This window comes from Niallia sp. FSL W8-0177 (assembly GCF_038006285.1).
Classification (GTDB): Bacteria; Bacillota; Bacilli; order Bacillales; family Cytobacillaceae; genus Niallia; species Niallia circulans_A.
This window is the reverse complement of the sequence record NZ_JBBOUX010000001.1, coordinates 3,634,655-3,655,220: the sequence shown is the minus strand read 5'-3', so window position 1 is coordinate 3,655,220 and position 20,566 is coordinate 3,634,655. Positions and strand designations below refer to the sequence as shown.

The 20,566-nt window shown below is 37.3% G+C and carries 16 protein-coding genes; 14 read left to right on the top strand and 2 right to left on the bottom strand.

What is annotated here, in order from left to right; genetic code table 11:
- Nucleotides 1-177: 177 nt before the first annotated feature.
- From NST77_RS17800 to NST77_RS17750, 11 genes are all read left to right on the top strand, one after another.
- A complete protein-coding gene (locus NST77_RS17800; protein WP_341123333.1) occupies nt 178-1,875 on the top strand; it encodes an NAD-dependent malic enzyme in 1,698 nt (565 codons plus the stop codon).
- Between the two features lie 90 nt (nt 1,876-1,965).
- On the top strand, nt 1,966-2,913 hold the full coding sequence (locus NST77_RS17795; protein ID WP_095332735.1) for an AEC family transporter: 948 nt from the start codon (nt 1,966-1,968) through the stop codon (nt 2,911-2,913).
- A gap of 294 nt (nt 2,914-3,207) precedes the next feature.
- Nucleotides 3,208-6,561, top strand: coding sequence for an Ig-like domain-containing protein (locus NST77_RS17790; protein ID WP_341123332.1), 3,354 nt, complete (start codon nt 3,208-3,210; stop codon nt 6,559-6,561).
- Nucleotides 6,562-6,770: 209 nt separating this feature from the next.
- Nucleotides 6,771-7,001 carry a hypothetical protein gene (locus NST77_RS17785; protein ID WP_341123331.1) on the top strand — a complete coding sequence of 77 codons (231 nt, stop codon included), beginning with the start codon at nt 6,771-6,773 and terminating at the stop codon, nt 6,999-7,001.
- 480 nt (nt 7,002-7,481) lie between these two features.
- Nucleotides 7,482-8,717 carry an MFS transporter gene (locus NST77_RS17780; RefSeq protein WP_123258405.1) on the top strand — a complete coding sequence of 412 codons (1,236 nt, stop codon included), beginning with the start codon at nt 7,482-7,484 and terminating at the stop codon, nt 8,715-8,717.
- 121 nt (nt 8,718-8,838) lie between these two features.
- Nucleotides 8,839-9,612, top strand: a complete 774-nt coding sequence (locus tag NST77_RS17775; RefSeq protein ID WP_303983707.1) for an IclR family transcriptional regulator — start codon at nt 8,839-8,841, stop codon at nt 9,610-9,612.
- Nucleotides 9,613-9,630: 18 nt separating this feature from the next.
- A complete protein-coding gene (locus tag NST77_RS17770) occupies nt 9,631-10,896 on the top strand; it encodes a Zn-dependent hydrolase (protein ID WP_341123330.1) in 1,266 nt (421 codons plus the stop codon).
- 22 nt (nt 10,897-10,918) lie between these two features.
- Complete coding sequence (locus tag NST77_RS17765) at nt 10,919-11,704, top strand: dihydroorotate dehydrogenase electron transfer subunit (protein ID WP_303983701.1); 786 nt, start codon at nt 10,919-10,921, stop codon at nt 11,702-11,704.
- Nucleotides 11,701-12,612, top strand: a complete 912-nt coding sequence (locus tag NST77_RS17760; protein WP_123260397.1) for a dihydroorotate dehydrogenase — start codon at nt 11,701-11,703, stop codon at nt 12,610-12,612. Before NST77_RS17765 ends, NST77_RS17760 begins: the two co-directional genes overlap by 4 nt.
- 16 nt (nt 12,613-12,628) lie before the next feature.
- Complete coding sequence (gene pyrC / locus NST77_RS17755; protein WP_341123329.1) at nt 12,629-14,434, top strand: dihydroorotase; 1,806 nt, start codon at nt 12,629-12,631, stop codon at nt 14,432-14,434.
- Nucleotides 14,435-14,498: 64 nt separating this feature from the next.
- Nucleotides 14,499-14,684, top strand: a complete 186-nt coding sequence (locus NST77_RS17750; RefSeq protein WP_144545740.1) for a hypothetical protein — start codon at nt 14,499-14,501, stop codon at nt 14,682-14,684.
- A gap of 168 nt (nt 14,685-14,852) precedes the next feature.
- Here the strand turns inward: NST77_RS17750 and NST77_RS17745 are convergent, their stop codons facing one another.
- A complete protein-coding gene (locus NST77_RS17745; RefSeq protein ID WP_341123328.1) occupies nt 14,853-15,758 on the bottom strand; it encodes a helix-turn-helix transcriptional regulator in 906 nt (301 codons plus the stop codon).
- A 76-nt stretch (nt 15,759-15,834) separates the two neighbouring features.
- Here NST77_RS17745 and NST77_RS17740 point away from each other — a divergent pair, with 76 nt between their 5' ends.
- Nucleotides 15,835-16,287 carry a VOC family protein gene (locus NST77_RS17740; RefSeq protein ID WP_303983689.1) on the top strand — a complete coding sequence of 151 codons (453 nt, stop codon included), beginning with the start codon at nt 15,835-15,837 and terminating at the stop codon, nt 16,285-16,287.
- Between the two features lie 145 nt (nt 16,288-16,432).
- On the opposite strand, the gene NST77_RS17735 is transcribed toward NST77_RS17740, so the two are convergent.
- A complete protein-coding gene (locus NST77_RS17735; protein ID WP_341123217.1) occupies nt 16,433-18,001 on the bottom strand; it encodes an IS1182 family transposase in 1,569 nt (522 codons plus the stop codon).
- A 273-nt stretch (nt 18,002-18,274) separates the two neighbouring features.
- Between NST77_RS17735 and NST77_RS17730 the strand changes: the two genes are divergently transcribed.
- Nucleotides 18,275-19,720: a right-handed parallel beta-helix repeat-containing protein gene (locus NST77_RS17730; protein ID WP_303983686.1), complete on the top strand. Its 1,446-nt coding sequence runs from the start codon at nt 18,275-18,277 to the stop codon at nt 19,718-19,720.
- Between the two features lie 269 nt (nt 19,721-19,989).
- Complete coding sequence (locus NST77_RS17725) at nt 19,990-20,529, top strand: hypothetical protein (RefSeq protein ID WP_303983683.1); 540 nt, start codon at nt 19,990-19,992, stop codon at nt 20,527-20,529.
- Nucleotides 20,530-20,566 lie beyond the last annotated feature (37 nt).

Here is a 20,566-nt window from a genome sequence, read left to right as displayed (position 1 = left end):
AAGAATGACCTATAGATTAATGGAGAGAAGGGGGAAGAAGAAGTATTAGTTAACTATAGGAAGGAACGAGGCTTAATAAAACCTCGTAAGGAAAAGAAGTGTCGGAAATTATCTTGAATTAAAGATATCTTAATTTGAGAATTTCTGTTAACTTAAAAAAGAAAGAAGGAGCAAGACATGGCAATAGGTACAATTAGTAAACAAGATGTTATTCAAACAAATTTAAAAGGAAAACAGCTTTTATTAAATCCTTTTCTTAATAAAGGCGTAGCTTTTTCGAAAGAAGAACGTCAAGAGCTTGGTTTAAATGGTTTATTACCAACTCAAATTCTAACATTAGAAGAACAAGCAAAACGTATTTACGAACAATTTTCTGCCCAAACAAGTGATTTACGTAAAAACGGTCTTTTATATGATTTGTATAATCGAAACGTTGTTCTATTTTATAAAGTACTTCAGGATAACCTGAACGAAATGCTGCCCATTATTTACACTCCAACTGTTGGCGAAGTGATTCAAAAGTACTCTCATGAATACCATATTCCTGGTGGATTATACTTATCTATCGATAATATGGAGAACATGGAAGAAGCTTTTAACAATTTAAATATTCCTAGTGATGGAATTGATTTAATTGTAGTAACCGATTCAGAAAGTATTCTTGGTATTGGAGATCAAGGTGTCGGTGGTATTAATATTGCAATCGGTAAACTAGCTGTTTATACGGCAGCAGCTGGCATAGATCCTAGTAGAGTGCTTCCAATTGTGTTGGATGTGGGAACGAACAACGAAGCTTTAATTCAAGATCCATTATATCTTGGTAACAAGTTTAGTCGTGTTCGCGGCAAAAGCTATGATCAGTTTATTGAACAATTTGTGGAAAATGCATTGAAAACTTTTCCAGATGTTCTCCTTCATTGGGAAGACCTTGGTAATGTAAATGCTCGTGCAATCATGGAAAAATACAGTGATAAAATTCTTACTTTCAATGATGATATCCAAGGAACAGGTGCTGTTACTTTGGCGGCAATTATGTCTGCTTTAAAAGTTACGAAAGAGTCTCTTTCTGATCAGCGAGTTGTTATCTTTGGACCAGGTGCTGCTGGCATTGGGAACGCAGATCAAATGGTAGAAACAATGGTATTAGAGGGAGTTTCAAGAGAAGAAGCGTATAATCGCTTTTGGCCAATTGACTTCCGTGGGTTATTAACAGACGAAACAGCAGAGGTTGTAGCATTCCAACAACCATATGTTCGTTCTGCAAAAGAAGTAGCAGATTGGGAAAGAAACGAGGAAAATATTATTCCGCTTCTAGAAGTTATTAGAAAAGTAAAGCCGACTATTCTTATTGGTACTTCTGGACAAGCAGGTGCCTTCTCTGAAGAGGTGGTAAAAGAGATGGCCAAGCATGTAGAGCGTCCGATTATCATGCCAATGTCTAATCCAACTCCATTAGCAGAAGCTACACCAGAAGACATTATTAAATGGACAGATGGGAAAGCACTAATTGCTACTGGTAGTCCATTTAAAGACGTGGAATATAACGGTGTCACATATGAAATTGGTCAATCCAATAATGCATTTGTATTTCCAGGACTAGGGTTGGGAGCAATTATTGCAAAAGCTGCTATTATTTCAAAAGGAATGTTTGCGGCCTCCGCAAATGCAGTTGCATCATTAGCTGATAGCAGCTCGCTTGGGGCATCAATTCTCCCTTCCATTGATAAATTACAAGAGGTATCTAAGGCTGTAGCTATAGCAGTAGCGGAAGCTGCAATCAAAGAAGGAATTGCGCAAGCGAAAATAGAGGATATAGAACAAGCGCTTAATGACTATATGTGGAAGCCAGAATATAAAACAATAACATTAAAATAAGACAAGTAAATAAATAGAATCGTCTTGCAATCACTGTAAGACGATTCAAACAGCTTAGAAACGAACAAAGGGAAAGTGAAGTGAACTACCATGTCTCTTGGGCATATATTTTTAGTATTAATCCCCATCTTTTTTACCATTATTTTAGGATATTTAGGTGGCTATTTAAACATTTTTAATGCTGATTCTTCTAAAGGTCTCAATACATTAGTAACAAAATTTGCATTACCAGCGCATTTATTTATTGGAATTACAACCACATCGAAGCAAACACTAATCGATCAATGGCCGTTTTTCTTAAATATGTTTATTGGTATTATTGGTTTTTATGTCATATTACTACTTATTTCGAAGTTTGTTTTTAAATATGATGTTACAAAAGCTTCGATGTTCTCGTTAAATTCTACGCAGCCGGCATTTGCCTTTATGGGGATTTCTGTGCTTGGTAGTTTATTCGGACAACAAGAAGTTGCTATTCCTATTGCGATTACAGGAATTGTGGTTAATGCCATTTTAGATCCTTTAGCAACAATTGTGGGGAATATTGGCGAAAGCAATAAAGGGAAAGCAAAGGATGAGAAGGGAAGCACAATAGGTATTATTTTACATGGATTAAGTGAACCACTTGCATGTATTCCATTACTAGCAGTTGTATTGACACTATGTGGTTTCCACTCACCAGAAATAATACAAAGTGCGCTTGATCAGATTGGCTCTGTAACATCTGGTGTTGCGTTATTTGCGGTAGGGGTAACCGTAGGTATTCGCAAAATCAATTTCCAAGGAGTTGCTTTTGGTATTTCGCTATTAAAAGTGATAGTGCTGCCATTATTTATGATATTGGTTGCTCATCTAGTAGGATTAAACCACGCCGATACTGTAAAAGCTATTTTATTAGTAGCATTTCCAGGATCAGCCGTTGCAGCGATGATTTCAACTAGATTCGATTCGCTAACAACGGAAACAGCATCTTCTTTCGTGATTAGCACTATATTATCATTAATTACATTACCAATCTTTATAACCTGGTTAATTTAATTTAATTTAATTTAATAAATGAAAAAGAAGCAGAAGGGGACTTTTCTGCTTCTTTTTTTAATGGTGACAGGTACCTCAAAAAGACATCCTATCAATTTTGTCCATCTTAGAAGGACAAAACTATGTTAAAGGTATATTATATATTGGTAAGGTTTAGCCTAATATTTAAGGAGTTTCCAATCATATGGAGGCTCTTTTTTGCTTTTGATTACATAAAAAGAAACTTTATTACTATAAATTTAGAAAAATATGGATTATATTCCTAATATATAGAAGTGGATGGAGGAATATAGTATGATAGCAACGGAGGGGAAAATGATGAGAAAAAGTAGAAAGATAATATCTATCTTTATGTCGTTGCTATTAGCTTTTGGTCTATCATCAAATGTTTTAGCAAACAGTAATGAAATGCAGCAATCATCTATAAAGAATGGACAGGTTCAAACAAGCATTGCTAAGCAGGAGAATCTTCGTAAGAATAAAAAGGGTAATCAGAATTACTTGAATCCTAATGATTATCCATTAATTAAACAAGGTAGTTTTATTGATTCATTGGTTGATAGTATGGGAAGCACGCACTTGCTTACTTATTCTTCTACTACCGAGTACATGGATTCGAAAATGGAAGTCTCTCTTGTGATAGAAAACGATGATTATTCCAAAGATCCTTATTTGGATGTGAATTTTTATACAGCAAGCAGTGGAGAAATATCTTATATAGGTACTTCCACTAGTTATTTGGGATCATATTCAGGGATTGTATCATTAGGAATTACATTGGATAAATCACTGTATGAGGAAGAGCCTTATATTTATATGAGAATTGGTACATATAGTAATAATGATGATAGCTATTACTCTGATTCCACTTATTTTAAAGTAGTGAATCCTTTTTATAATGGGACCTCAGAACCGTCCGATGGTCGTTACTTTGAGTTAATCAGTAACGAATCCCCTGATGAAAATACTTATGAATCTACCGGTAATTTTCAAATAAACAATGAAGAATATAGCTTTAATAAGAAGATAAATCAAGATGCGTACAAACTGGACTTTGTAAAGCCTTTTGATCCAGATAAAAGTGATAGTAAAAAGATCAACAAGAATATGCGCTCCATTCAAAAAAGCTATCAGGTTGGGGAAAATAAAAGCTTTTGGGTAACAAATTTAGAAACAAATCAAGATTATTCGTTAACTGCAACTTTGCTTTACAGTGGGGACCATACGAATGTCTGGGTTCATAATAACCAGCTTTCCAAACAGCAGGCAGAACAATTAGGAAAAGAATTTGATAATAAAATTTACAGATCAGATGTTACGAATTTTGGAAATGAATCAGATGTGGATGGAGATGGAAAGGTAAATATTTTAACCTATGATATACAGGATGGCTTTAGTGGCAGTGGCGGTTATGTAGCAGGATACTTTTCACCGCAGGATCTATATGCATACTCCACATCCAATCGCGCAGAAATCTTTTATATCGATACTTATCCGCTCATGGGAATGTATACATCAAAAGATGTGTCCGCAGCCTATTCAACTCTTGCCCATGAATTTGAGCATATGATTAACTATAATCAAAAAGTATTTGTTCAAGGCAAGCCTGGTATGGATGTCTGGATGGACGAGGGATTAGCGATGGCTGCCGAGCAAATCTATTTAGGAGAGGCGCTCCAAAGCAGAATTGATTATTATAATAGTGCTTCAAGCATTACAAATGGGCACTCCTTAGTCTATTGGGATTACAATGGTGATACGCTAGCGAACTATTCTTTGTCCTATCTATTTATGCAATATGTGAAAGAGCAAGCGGGACAAGGAAATCAGATTTTTAAACAAATCATTAACAATAAGAACTCAAATTATCTTGCAATACAAGAAGTCATGCAAAAATATACTTCTAACATTACATTTGGCCAATTGATGACAAACTTTAGAGGAGCACTCACATTAAAAGCAGATTCAGGCCCTTATGGTTTTAAGGGTAATACTTCATTCGATTCGATTAAAGAGAAATTATATAACGGCAATTACACATATTTGCAGGGGGGCGGAGCGATAGTTAAAGCGATTCAATCTGAAAAGGAATTTACCGTACCTGCAAATAAGGGGCAAAACATTACGTATACCCTTTTAACAAAGAAGGATGCAGCAATTGGGAAGCCGGCAACACCTAGTGTTAATGAAATAGGAGACTCTGATCTTGAGGTGAAAGGCAAGACAGACAAGAATGCCGCCATTGTTATTACGAAAAATAACACGGTATTAACGACAGGTTATTCCGATTCTAATGGTTCCTTTGCTGTTTCTATCCCGCGCCAAGCAGCAGGCACCAAGCTAGTTGTTTACGCAGAGAGAAATGGAGTTAAGAGTGAAGAGGCAACCGTTACAGTCAAGGACAAAACTGCACCAGTATTACCAAAGGTGAATAGTGTCAGTGATTCAGCAACAGTTGTTACAGGGACAACAGAGGCGAAGGCAGCTGTTACAGTGAAGGCTGGGTCCACATTATTAGGACAAGCAATAGCCGATGCAAAAGGTGTTTTCCAAGTGAAGATTGCTAAACAAAAGGCCAGCACAAAGTTAACCATCTATGCAGAAGATGCAGCGAAAAATAAAAGCAAAGAAGTAGTGGTAAAAGTAGTAGACAAAACAGCTCCTTCTTTATCCAAAGTAAATAGTGTAAGCGACTCGGCAACCTCAGTAACAGGCAAAACAGAAGCAAAAGCAGCAGTAATCGTAAAAGCGGGCAGCAAAGTTTTAGGAAAAGCAACAGCGGATGAAAAAGGCGCATTTAAAGTGAAGATTGCCAAGCAAAAGGCCGGCACGAAGCTAACGATCTATGCAGAAGATGCAGCGAAAAATAAAAGCAAAGAAGTAGTGGTAAAAGTAGTAGACAAAACAGCTCCTTCTTTATCCAAAGTAAATAGTGTAAGCGACTCGGCAATCTCAGTAACAGGCAAAACAGAAGCAAAAGCAGCAGTAACCGTAAAAGCAGGCAGCAAAGTTTTAGGAAAAGCAACAGCGGATGAAAAAGGCGCATTTAAAGTGAAGATTGCCAAGCAAAAGGCCGGCACGAAGCTAACGATCTATGCAGAAGATGCAGCGAAAAATAAAAGCAAAGAAGTAGTGGTAAAAGTAGTAGACAAAACAGCTCCTTCTTTATCCAAAGTAAATAGTGTAAGTGACTCGGCAACTTCAGTAACAGGCAAAACAGAAGCAAAGGCAGCAGTAATCGTAAAAGCGGGCAGCAAAACTTTAGGGAAAGCGACAGCGGATGAAAAAGGCGCATTTAAAGTGAAGATTGCCAAGCAAAAGGCCGGCACGAAGCTAACGATCTATGCAGAAGATGCAGCGAAAAATAAAAGTCGAGCAGTAACCGTGACGGTAGCAGACAAAACGGCACCAGCCAAGCCGACTGCAAGCAACGTTACAGCCAAATCTACTAGTATTTCTGGAAAAGCAGAAAAGAGTGCAACCGTGTATGTATATAAAGGAAAAAGTAAGCTTGGGAAAAGTGTAGTAGGAAAAAAAGGTACCTATAAAATCACTATAAAGAAACAAAAGAAGCATACGGTTTTAACTATTTATGCACAGGATAAAGCGGGAAATAAGAGTAAAAAAAGAGAGATAAAAGTGAAGTAGACAGGATCTGCACCTTCCAGCATGGAAGGTGCTTTTTGCTTGTGGGAACAGTTTTGATGCTAAGCTAGAATAGTCTATGATTACAGCATTTTGACGAAAATATACTTTTGATAGAGGGGCGCGGATGGAAAAATACAAAACGACAGCCTCTTCCTCTAACAGAAATGCTAAGATAATATTAATCAGAATAAGGGAGGGGACTCATCATCATGTTTTTCCTAAAAGATGATGGATTTGGATATAGCAAGACACAGCTAAAAACAGAAGTAATCGATATACATAATTTAGAAGACGGCTTTACTCAATTACAATTAAGATTTACATTTGACTTTAACTCTGGAGCATTTTCTCATGAGGTAACTTGGTCTAACTATGATATAGAATCTAGTAGTGTCCAAATTGGAAAATCCCACCCTTTCTGGAGACATCACAGCCATTGAACCCGACATTTCATTTAGCTATCAAAAGATGGAGGAAAATCTTTATACATTTTATATTCACTTTGACAATGGAATGATTCATTCAAACATGGGAACAGACTCAGGGATTAGCCTTAGATTAATAGTTCATAGACAGTCTTTGGTAAAGTGGACAAGGCAGATAACCAAACTATTACAGTATTCATAATAATCCTTCCTCCCTCATCCCCATTCCAGATGAGGATATTTTTGCATGACTCATACTATGTTATAATATCTGAAAATAAAAAATATTGTCATATTTTCTGACAATATGATAGATTTCCAAAAAAGTTAATAGTATTATACGTTTATGCTACTTCATTTTGAAACATCGTTCCGTTCAGTGAAACAATGCGGTTAGAAGGACATATAAAGATTATTTTAGGAGAGGAGCAGGTTTTGATAGAGAGATGACAGAATAGAAGGGATCATATTTAAGTTAAGGGGAGGAGTTATTCAGTGAATATAAAAGCATATGAAAATTCAGAGGTACCGGAAAAGAAGATAACGGGTTATCAATGGAAAACGCTATGGTCTTCAACGGTTGGATATGCCATGGATGGGCTAGATATGATGATTTTGGCTTATACGCTGCCGCTCATTATTGCTTTTTTTGGCATTAATCAAGCGCAGGCGGGAAGCCTTTCTACCATTACATTGCTTGGAGCTGTAATTGGTGGAATTGTATTTGGAGTAATGGCGGATAAATTTGGGCGAGTACGGGTGTTTACTTGGACTATTTTAATATTTTCTGTTTTTACAGGTTTATGTGCTTTAGCTCCTAATTTAGAAACATTTGCGATCTTCCGCTTTTTAGCTGGTTTAGGGCTTGGGGGCGAATTTGGAATTGGGATGACGCTTGTCAGTGAGACTTGGCCGAAGAAATATCGCTCTCGTGCTACATCTGTTGTAGCGGTCGGATTTCAGTTAGGGATTGTTCTTGCAACTTTAACGGTATTGTTTATTGCACCGAAATTCGGGTGGCATGGTGTATTCCTTGCAGGGGTAGTACCAGCGATTTTTGCTTTTTGGTCCCGCAAAAATTTAAAGGAACCAGAGATTTGGACAAAACTTAAAGAAGAAAATAAAAATAAGATTGCCATTGGACAATTATTTGCTTCAAAGGAAACAACGAAGATAACGATTGGCTTAATTATCGCCACAAGTGTTCAAAACTTTGGCTTTTATGGCATTATGACGTGGATGCCGACGATGCTTGCTTCGGAACTAGGTTACAATTTTAATAAAACAACTTTATGGACGGTAACAACGATTGTCGGGATGATATTAGGGATTTTAATCTTTGGTTATTTGGCAGACAAAATTGGACGCAGACCATCGTATATCACTTTCCTGATTGCGGCGGCAATTATTGTTTGGGTCTATTTCCAAGTAACATCGACAGCAGCTTTATTGCTTCTTGGCGGCGTATTAGGATTCTTTGTAAATGGGATGATGGGTGGATATGGAGCCCTGCTAGCAGAGCATTATAATACAGAAGTCCGTTCCACTGCAGAAAACATTATTTTTAATGTAGGGAGAGCAATCGCGGGATTTGCGCCATTTATTATTGGTTATATTTCTCTTAATCATTCTTTAAGCTATGCACTTAGCTTATTGTCCGGTGTTTACATTTTATCTGCATTAGCATTTATCTTTTTAATTCCAGAATCAAAGGATAAAGAGATTGTTTAAGAATTAAGGTTACAATCTATATTTTAAGAGAGAAGGATGTTTTGATGACACCTTCTCTAATTTTAAAAAAATGGAACATTGTTCCGCTCAGAGAAACTTATTTTAAAAGGGGAGACATGGCTTGGAATGGTTAAATCGTTTTACAGATGTAATGGACTGCCTCTCCTCTAATGCCAATATAGGGATGGGTGTCAGTGAACTTGCGAGAGAGACGGATTTAAGTAAGGGTACGATTCATCGAATGCTTACAAGTATGTGTGAACATCAGCTTGTTGTCCAAGATAAAACGACTAAACAATATTATCTAGGACCGAAAACGATGCTGTGGGGCAGTCAGTTTTTAAGGTTGCAGGATCCGATTAAACTACTGGGCAGATATGGGGAAAAATTATCTATTGAGACTAATCTCTATACCTTCATTTGTCGTTATCATGGAGGCGATGTCTATTGTGTCTACACCCATCAGCCATCAGATCTGCGCAATAAATATTTTGTTCATGTGGGACAGCGGATGCCAATTCATAGTGCCGCGGCAGCAAAAGTAATTTTGGCGTATCAAGAGGAAGCGATAGTTGAGAGAATGGTGCATGAGACACCCTTTGAAGCTACCACCCCCTATACGAAAACAAATCCTCTCGACATCAAAAAAGAATTAAAAGAAATCTATCATTCCCAACTAGCATTTTGCATTGAAGAATTGGAAATGGGGGTATCTGCTATTTCCGCGCCAATATTTTATGATGATAAAAAAACGAATGTCAGCATCAGCATTGTTGGCGAAAGTGACTATATTGCGATGCAGCAAGCAACATTAGTGAAACAAATAAAAGAAGTGGCCAAAGAGGCAAGTGAACATATGAAATCTATGCATCTATTAAGTTCTATTCGCTTATAAAGAGAAGGGCGGAGCTCCATGGCCCATAATCAAGGAGATAGAAAGATGGATCGAAAAAGAAGATACGAAGAACTGTTGAATAATATGAATCAATATAATTCGGGAACGAAAGGAATCACCAGAGTGGCCTTTACAAATGAGGAGCAGGCATGCAGTCATGCTTTTATGCGTTTGTGCAAAAATGAGGGCCTAGAAATTAGAATGGATTATTGCGGCAATATTATTGCGAGAAGAGAAGGAAAGCACAAAGATCTTCCGCCAGTTGTCATAGGATCCCATCTAGATACCGTTTACCAAGGCGGTAAATACGATGGCGTAGTAGGAGTTACAGCAGGTTTAGAAGTGATAAAACGCCTCAATGAACAAAATCTGGAAACGGAACATCCGATTGAAATTATTTCTTTCGCCTGTGAAGAATCGTCTCGATTCGGAGTATCAACGGTTGGCAGCAAGGCGATGGCAGGAACACTGCAAAAGGAGAAGTATCAACATCTGAAGGATAAGGATGGAATTACCTTTGAAAAAGCTCTTTCCCTTTGTGCCTTGCGATTTGATCAATTGGATTTGGCAAGCAGAGCGACAGAACGTTTTCAAGCATTCTTTGAATTACATATTGAGCAAGGTCCGATTCTGATGAATACCAATAAGAAAATTGGGATTGTAACAGGGATTGCCGCACCCGTCCGCTTCATTATTGAAGTAAAAGGCGCTGCTTCTCATTCTGGGACAACACCGATGAATATGCGCAAGGATGCATTGCTTGGGGCAAGTGAACTAGCGCTCGCTTTAGAAGAAGCAGCGAAAGAAGAACAGCATAACGGGACCGTCGCCACAATCGGGGTGCTTTCCATTCTAATGGGGGCGATGAATGTGGTGCCAGGTACAGTCGAAATGAAAGTCGATATTCGCTCCACTTCGACTGCCTCTAGAAATAAAGTACTCACCGCTCTTTTAAAAAAAATGGAGGATGTTCAGGAAAGACGAGGTTTAACGATAACTTCACAGGAGATTAGCAAGGAAGAGCCTGTTCAGTTATCGAAAGAGCTTACTCTTCAAATAGAAAAAATTTGTCTGGAAAAAAAGCTTCCTTATCAATGGATGCAAAGTGGCGCTGGGCATGATGCCATGAATATGACTTCCTTCGGTCCGGTTGGGTTAATCTTTATTCCGTCCTTAAACGGAATTAGTCATCATCCAGATGAACATACCGATTTAGACGATATTTTAATCGGTATTGATGTGTTAGAGGCAGCTGTATTACAGCAGGCAATAGCAGTGTATTAATTAAAGAAAGGAGAGAAAAAGGATGGCAGTGAAAGCAGAAATAATATTTAACAAGCAAGTAAGCAAGCGATATTTTCATTTAAAAGTAAAAGTTCCCAATCAGCAGCTATTCCCAGTTCAAGCGGGTCAATTTTTTCATATCAAATGCTGTGAAGGACCTAAGCCCTTGTTACGCAGACCACTTAGTATTTTTCGCATCAATGAAGCAGAAAGCACATTGGAGTTTCTTTATTTAGTAAAAGGGGTTGGGACGAAGGCTTTAGCGGAGCGAAAGTCGGAAGAGACGCTGGATATACTTGGTCCATTAGGGAAGGGATTCAGTATAGCGGAAGGAAGTGAAAATATTCTTATTGTTGCTAGAGGTGTAGGAATTGCCACCCTTTCCGCTCTTGCTTTCAAGCTGAAAAGTAAGAATGCTTCGTGTTTTGCGATTGTCAGTGCTAGAACAAAAGAAGATTATTTAGTGGAAGCGGAGTTAAAGGCAGCTGGTGTGGAGGCTGTGTTTGTAAATGATGAAGCTGGAACGAGTGATCCTAGTTGTGTAAAACTTTTAGCAGAAACATGGATAAGTGAAAAAAAGATAGATAGTATCTATACATGTGGATCAAGAAGACTATCTAAATTAATGAAGGAATTAGCATATGAACATCGGCTTTTTGCGGAAATCGCCTTGGAAGAAAATATGGGATGCGGGATTGGTTCTTGCTATGGATGTGTCTGTCAGATTGAAGAAGAGGAACGCATCCGACCGGTCCGGATTTGTATGGAAGGACCAGTCTTTCCATTAGAAAAGGTGGTATTTGCATGAGTGGCTTGGAAGTAACATTAGGCAATCTTCATTTGAAAAATCCGGTTATGCCAGCGTCTGGAACATTTGCGGAACAAATGACTAATTATATTGATATTAATCAGATTGGGGCCATTATTCCCAAAAGCATTACCAAAAATCGGCGAACAGGCAACTCTACCCCTCGTATTTGTGAAACAAAGGCTGGTGGCATGATTAATTCGATTGGGATTCAAAGTGAGGGATTAACGTATTTTAAAGAAAAGACAATCCCCTTTTATGCAGCTTTTTCGACTCCTCTTATCCCTAGTGTGTCAGCAGACAGCATCGAGGAATTTGTGGAGGTTAGCGCAGAGCTCGGTGCTATGGACGAGGTGGATGCCATTGAATTAAATATTTCCTGTCCCAATTTGAAAAATAATGGGATGGCGTTTGGCATGGATCCATCCATCTCGCATGAATTAGTAAGCAAGGTACGAAAGACGACAAATAAGCCGCTCATTCCGAAGTTATCTCCTAATGTAACAAGTATTGTGGAGATTGCCAAAGCTTGTGAAGCAGCCGGCGCCGATATTTTAACAGTTTCCAACACATTTTTGGCTATGTCTATTGATGTTCATACTAGAAAACCGAAGATCAGCAATGTAATGGGCGGCTATTCCGGCCCAGCTATTTTGCCCCTCGTTGTCAGAATGGTTTACCAAGTGTATCAGGCAACTTCCCTTCCGATTATAGGATGCGGAGGCGTCATGAATGGAGAGGATGCCATCGAATTAATGCTCGCCGGTGCGTCCGCTGTACAAATTGGCACAGCTTCCTTTGTCGATCCAGAAGCAATGATAACGATCCGCGACGAAATGGAAGCCTATATGCAGGCACATGGAATAAAGGATATACAAGAGATTATTGGTGGAGTGGTGGTTCGGTAGTCGGATGTAGGGGTGTTTGGCTGATAAGCAAGGCGTTTTGGCTGATACCTCCCAAGGTTTGGCTGATAAGCAAGGCGTTTTGGCTGATACCTCTCAAGGTTTGGCTGATAAGCAAGGCGTTTTGGCTGATACCTCCCAAGGTTTGGCTGATAAGCATGCCATTTTGGCTGATACCTCCCAAGGTTTGGCTGATAAGCAAGGCGTTTTGGCTGATACCTCCCAAGGTTTGGCTGATAAGCAAGGCGTTTTGGCTGATACCTCTCAAGGTTTGGCTGATAAGCATGCCATTTTGGCTGATGCCTCCCAAAGTTTGGCTGATATCTTCGCCGCATTGGTTGATAAATCGATTTTTTCATATAAAAAAGGAGTGGAGAGTATGTTGTGGGATCATGTTATTAAAAACGGCTATTTATATACCGGAAATGGATTTGAAAAAGGGCATCTCTATATTAAAGATGGAAAGATTGCGGCCATCACTCAGGATGAATTAGCGGGAGAAGTGGTAGAGGTATCAGATGGAGAAGGGTTATATGTGTGTCCGGGCTTTATGGATACCCATATACATTCAAGGGATCCAGGTCCAACGTATAAAGAAGATTTTTATTATAGCACCCAAGCTGCAGCGGCAGGTGGGATTACGACTGTGTTTGAAATGCCGAACACTAATCCTCCTATTAATAATGTCGAAAATTTTGAGAAACAAAAGAAAAATCTCACGGCTAAAGCACATGTGGATTTCGCTATATGGGGAATTTGCTTAGGGGATGCTAACCGAGAGGATATCGTTCCACTGCATCATGCTGGGGTTATTGGCTTTAAGTTTTTCTGGGGCTATGCCATTAATAAAGAGACTTATCAGTTGATGTATAACTATAAGGATGGAGACGAAGGCGTCATTCCGCCGCTTTCAGATGGAGAGGTCTATAGTATTTTCCGAGAAGTTCAAAAAACGGGACAAATTCTTGCTATTCATGCGGAAAATAATCAAATAATTCAACGGCTGACAGAGGAAGTAGAAGCTTCCGGGAAAAGAGATTATGAGGCACTTCTGCAAGGACGCCCGAACTTAGCAGAGGAAATGACCATTCAATCTGGGATTGCATTGGCGAAAAGTCTTGGCACTAGACTGCATATTCTTCATGTAAGTACAGGAGAAGGGGTAAAGTTAATAAGACAAGCGCAAGCAGATGGCTATACAAATATTACATCAGAAACATGTCCGCATTATCTCTTTTTATTCAATGAGGATTATGCAAGAGTTGGCCCGCAGATGAAGGTATATCCGCCTATTAAATATAAAAAGGATCAGGAAGAGCTGTGGAGAGGGATTCAAGATGGTACCGTAACGGTTGTCTGCTCCGACCATGCTCCTCATACCGAGGAAGAAAAGGATGGCAGCTTATGGGATATTCCTGCTGGAATGTGTGGGGTTGAAACATTAGCACCGCTACTATTAAACGCAGTAAGTGAAGAGAAAATCTCTTTAGTCGATGCCTGTAAACTCCTTTCCGAAAACCCAGCAAGGCAATATGGAATCTATCCGCAAAAAGGATCATTACAAGTAGGAACCGATGCAGATATTACCATAGTAGATATGAAGAAAAAACATACTATTAAAAGAGAAGAGCTCCACAGTAAAAGCAAGGTAACAGCATACGACCTAACTCCTATTACAGGAATGCCAGTCGCCACCATTGTCCGCGGAACAAAAGTAATGGAAAACGGCCAAATTATCAGTCAACCAATTGGAAGAATCGTGGTGCCAGGAGGGAATGAGAGGGACGGTTCTTCTTTCCAGCTTAGGAGCATAGGTGATTTGTGATTGCTTCTATTAAAGTTTTGTAGATAAAAAGACAGTATCGAAAAACAGGAGGAGAGCGGGAAAAATGAATAAAAAAGAGAAGCTAGATTCTTTTATAAAACTATACCACCTAATCAACTTTTACTACGAAAACCGTGACCGCCCAGCAGATGGAGAATTCGACTTCTTTGAAGAAGTAAAAGCCAATTGTGAAACATTAGAAATTGATTACGATGCGTTTATCCAGGAACTTCGATTGCAACGCTTGTGAGGGGGAGAAGGGAATCAGAGGGAAGGCTCTGGATTCCCCTTTTCTAAAGGATTTTATGACTTATTGGAGTTTTTTTCCGTTAAACTTAATCATCAATAATAATAAAAGTATTGATCCAGTTTTTTTAAGCAATTATTAAGGAACTGAAAATGATGGTTAACATCAACTTTACTTATAAAGCTTCACTGTATCCTCCAAAAATTTTAAGTATTCAGCAATAAAAGCTTTAGGCTTTATAATTTTCACCTTATTACCGAATCCCGCTAAAAACTGGTAGGCAAATGGATTCATAGGCAATTCAATAGTGGCAAGATAACTTTCTGAATTCCTCTTGTTAACAGCGTTCTTGCCATATCTCTCGATAAATTGATCTCTGACTGAAACGTCTATCAATAGCTGTACATTAACTAAATCTTGTTGTTCATTATGCTGCTTTTCTGCTTCCAATACCTTATCAGTTCTCGGTATAAAAAAACCGCCTTTGTTGATATTAGTCATCCTCGTCAATTTAAAGGTTCGATAATCTTCCCGTTCTAAACTATAACCAAAAAGGTACCAATGCATTTCTCGCAAATGCATCTTATAAGGTTCTACAACTCTGGAAGTTATATTTCCTATTGAATCTACATACTCAAATTTTACTAACCAGTTATTTTCCATTGCTTGTTTTATTAATAAAACATCTTCATCTATTTGACTTCTTCCTTTCCAATCATAAAAAGTTACATCTAATTTTGGAGATATATTTGCACTGGTCATTCCTTTGATTAGAATAGTCGTTTGAATTTCTTGATTTGTAATCAGCTGCTCAAAACCACCTAAAGCTATGAGTATATTTTCAATATCCTTCTGATTTAGTAATCGTTTATCGAATTTATACTCATCCATTAGTGCATATCCACCTTCAGCACCATATTTCGCATAAATAGGGATGTTTGCATAGCTTAATGCTTCCATATCACGTTGAATCGTTCGTTTCGTTACATGAAAAAGTCGACTAAATTCTGATGCGGAAACAACTTCTTTTTGTAATAAGATCATTACTATTGATATAAGTCGCTCAATTTTTTTCATTTTCTCCTCCTATATACGACATATAGTTGTCGCTTATGTCCTATTATACTTTAAATATAAAAAGGAGGAATTAAATATGAAAGCAATAGGTTATTTACAATTCGATGGAAAAGCAGAAGAAGCGATAGACTTCTATGAAAAGGCATTACATGCAACAAATGTAAAAAAGGTGAGATTTGGCGCTTTTGGTCAAGATCCTAATGCTCCATTAACGGAAGAAGAGCAAAACATGATTATGGAATCTCGTATTGAGTTTTCAGGGAATATTCTAATGATTTCTGACGTCCTGCCTTTTATGCAAGTTATAACGGGCGAAATCGTAAAAGGGAATACCGTCTTAATCAGTATTATTGATGCAGATCAAAATAGGAATCAGCAAATATTTGAAAAGCTTGCAGAAGATGGTACTGTAATCATGCCGTTAGCTTCTACACCATGGTCAGCAAGTTTCGGAATGGTAGTGGATAAGTACGGGGTAACGTGGAAATTTAACAGTGAGGCGAGTAAATTTCTAAATAGTTTTAAGTAGGCATCAGGCTATACAAAAATTGTACTAATAGTTCTTTGTAAATAATGAGGCTGGGACATAACTAGCCTCTAATAAAGAGAAAGGTGAATTTGAGTCCACTCAAATTCACCTTTCTCTATTTTTTCGTGTTAATTCTTCTATTATTTTAGTTAATGGCAGTGAATTTTCTTAAATTCACTGCCATTAACGCGAGGCCCATTTCGTTTTCCACCTTCGATTTTCCTCGTACAGAAAATCGAGTGAAACGCAAATTAGCCTTCAAGAATCCAAAAACTGGTTCCACATCGGTTTTGCGTTTTCGATAGATGGCACTCGTTTTCTCTTCTGAAAGCTTCGCTCTCACATATTCTTTTTGCTGTTCCCATTTTTTGTTCACCATTAGTTTTCGATTGTTTCCTTCTTTTGCCTTGGTACATGATGAGCGGAATGGGCATCCTGAACAGTCTTCGCACTCGTAGATTTTGAAACTCCTTTGGAAACCTGTAGCGTCCGTTCGGACAGAATGATATTGAAATTCTAAACGCTTCTGATTAGGGCACATATATGTATCGGTTTCTTGATCATATTCCCAGTTATCAGGATTAAATGTATTTTGTTTGTACTTTTTCTTTTGTTCCTTCAAAAACATGTTATATGTTATCAGTGCTTCTCGGTTTCTGTTTGAGAGAATATCACTAAAGTTTTGTTCACTACCATAACCTGCATCTGCAACAATATGTTTCGGTAACTCGAAATAATGTTGCTCTATCTCATCTAAAAATGGAATTAACGTACGTGTATCTGTGGGATTTGGAAATAAACTATAAGCAAGCGCATATTGACCTTCCGTTGCGATTTGTACATTGTAACCAGCTTTCAATTGCCCGTTTTTCATATAATCATCTTTCATTCGCATAAATGTCGCATCTAGATCTGTTTTAGAATAGCTATTACGTGGTCCAAAGATTTTAAAATCCTGTTGGTACTTCCTTTTTCTCAAGACAAAATCAATCAACTGTTTACGCACTTGTTTCGGGTATTTTCGTTCACTTCGTAAGGCTTTTCGTTCCGTAACGTCTGAAGATTCTTCCATTTGTTTATCATATTCGGTCACTACTTCGTCTACTTTTTGAACCATTTGAGTGAGCTCTCCAAATGATAGCTGTTCATCACTTTCCCGTTCCATTTGGGGTATGATTTCGTTCTCAAGCAACTCATTGTACAACTGGTTTGACTTATCAATTAAACGCTGATGAAATTTCTCAATCGCTTTCTTCCAGACAAACGTAAATTTATTCGCATTCGCTTCAATCTTTGTGCCATCGATAAATATCGCTTCTTGATCGATCAGTTTTTCTTCGATCAATTGGCAGCGAAATTGGATGAAACATTGACGAATTAAATCTTTTACTTCTGGTTGAACGCGAAATCGGTTAATTGTACGATAGCTTGGTTCATACCCTTGAGCTAACCACATCATACGGATACTGTCTTTTAATAGGGCCTCCATTTTACGCCCCGAAAAGACAGATTGAGTGTAGGCACATAGAATAATTTTAAGCATCATGCGTGGATGATAAGCAGGACAACCTTCGTTTCGAAGAAATGGTTCAAACGCTTCTTGAGGAATACTTTCCACTAAATGATGGACATGGAAGGCAATATCATTATTTTGTAACTTTACTTCTAAATCTAGAGGCAAAACGATTTGATTCATGGTATAATCTTTAAACATAAGGACACTTCTTTCTGATTAGATTTGGTATGGTAACTTAATTTTATCAGAAGTTGTCCTTATTTTTTATTGTAAAAATAAGCAAAACGGTGAAATTTTACTTGTCGTAAAATTTCACCGTTTTTTTCGTCTTAGAGGTGGGTTTTGTCCCAGCCTCATTATTTTTTGCTGTGATTTTCTAAAAGTAGAATGTGCTTCGGTAGGCAAGTCTTGCAGTATAATAACTGCTAGAGTACCATTAATTAAAAATAAATTAGATGAGGGGATAATAATTTGAAAAAAGAAGTAGTAATCTTAATTGCGATTGTAATACTTGTTGTCATAATTTATGGGTTTATCGATTGGAGAGGAAAAACAGAGGATAGAGAGACAGAACCCAAAATAAACCAAGAGCAAGAAACTGGAAACCAATCCATTTATGTTTCTCCAACAGGAAATGATCGAAATGATGGAAGTAAGGAACATCCCTTTCAAACATTAAAAAAGGCGACAGATAAAGCGGTAGCAGGAACAACTGTTTATATACGTGAGGGGATTTACAAAGAACCACTCACAGTTAAACATAGTGGAAAAAAAGAACTTCCGATTGTCTTTCAAGCCTATGACCAAGAGGAAGTAATAATTAGCGGTGTGGAGAAGGCAGAAAAAGAAGAGGAGACATCTCTAATAACCATTCAGAATAAAAATTATGTTTCTATTAAAGGATTAATAATGGAAGACCTATCTACTAGTCTTGCTGATGAAACAGTCATGGGAATATATATAGCAGGGTCAAGCAGTCATATTGTGATAGAGAACAATGTAGTAAGAAAAATCAGCACCATGAACGAGGATGGGAATGCACACGGAATAGCAGTTTATGGAACAGAGGGAATTAAGAATATTGTCATTCGCAATAATGTGGTCCAAGATTTAAAGCTTGGAGCAAGTGAAGCACTTGTCTTAAATGGTAATATAGACGGATTTATCATTGAAGGGAATACAGTTCGTAATAATGATAATATTGGCATTGATCTAATTGGATACGAAGGCACGGGAAAAAAGGATGACTTCACCCGTAATGGAATGATCAGAAATAATATAGTATATAATAATTCTTCATTTGGTAATCCCGCTTATGGAGATGATTATAGTGCAGCGGGGATATATGTAGATGGCGGCAAAAATATAAAAGTGAAAGCTAATACGATTTATCTTAATGACCTTGGGATTGAGGCAACATCTGAGCATCGAAAGAAGTATGCAGATAATATTGAGATTACCCACAACATAGTTTATGAAAATGTTTATACCGGTATATCTATTGGGGGATATGACGAAGAGCGTGGCGGTACTACCAACACTATTATTGCAAAAAATATTCTCTATCAAAATGATACAAAGGGGTTAGAGGGGGGACAGCTGCTTCTGCAATATGATACCAAAAAGAATACCATCCAACAAAATATCATGACAACTAGTTCTTCACAGTTATTTATCGTTAATGAATTTCAAAAAAATGTAGATAATCGACTAGTGAAAAATATTTATCATAAAGAAGAGAACAAACAGGGAAGATGGATCTGGAAAGGAGAAGAATATACAGATTTTATAGATTTTAAAGAAGCCTCCAACAGTGATAAGCAATCCATGTATATTGATCCAAAATATAAGAATCCCTTAAACCATGACTTTGACTTGAAACCAAATTCCCCTGTTTACGATATTTTGAGTGAATGAGTAAGAAAGCAGGGGGGGCTTCTGCTTTCCTTTTGTTCTATTGATTCCCATTTTATTCTAAATGCTTTTTGAAATACAGCTGACTACTTGTGAAAGAATATACACTTGGTTTTACACTCAATACCATTCAGAATGAAATTATACCTTTAAATAAAATAGTAATTTTGCAGTATATATAGCTAAAGTAAATGCAATCAGTCAGTAATATATGTAAGCAAGCAAACATTAAAGTTATGTAACCAATACAAATGAAATGGGGGCTTAAATAGTTGAAAACCATTTTTTTATTGAACTATGGTTCTGACTTAGAACATGAAAGAATAGATACTTTAGTCAAAGAAATGTTAATGCCATTTAGGAACCTTGGATATGATAAAATCAACAAAAATATTCCTAAGAATCCAGATGTAAAATTAATCATAGATACTTTTGACATTAATAAAGATAAACATATAGAAAACCTATATTATCTAGAAGAGTTTTATATAATAGATAAGCAGTTTGAAAGATTTAAAGAAGAATTTACAAAGTTTAATGGATGTCATCTATATTGCAGGCCGAATCACAGAGGACATTACTATATACATATTAATAATATAGAATATACTGCACGATCGTTCGTTACAATTGACAATAAAGAAATTATACTAATAGATGATGAATCAACTGATAATGAGAAATTAAGAAGAAAGGTTTATCATTTACCTGAAAATTTTCAGTCGTTTAAAATATCGCTTGATAAAATACCCAACTACGAATATAGAGAAAAAATGGTTCAAAAATGGATAAGCGAAATTATAAATTTTTAATAAAAAGGAATCTTATTTATTTTTGTAATTCCTTTTA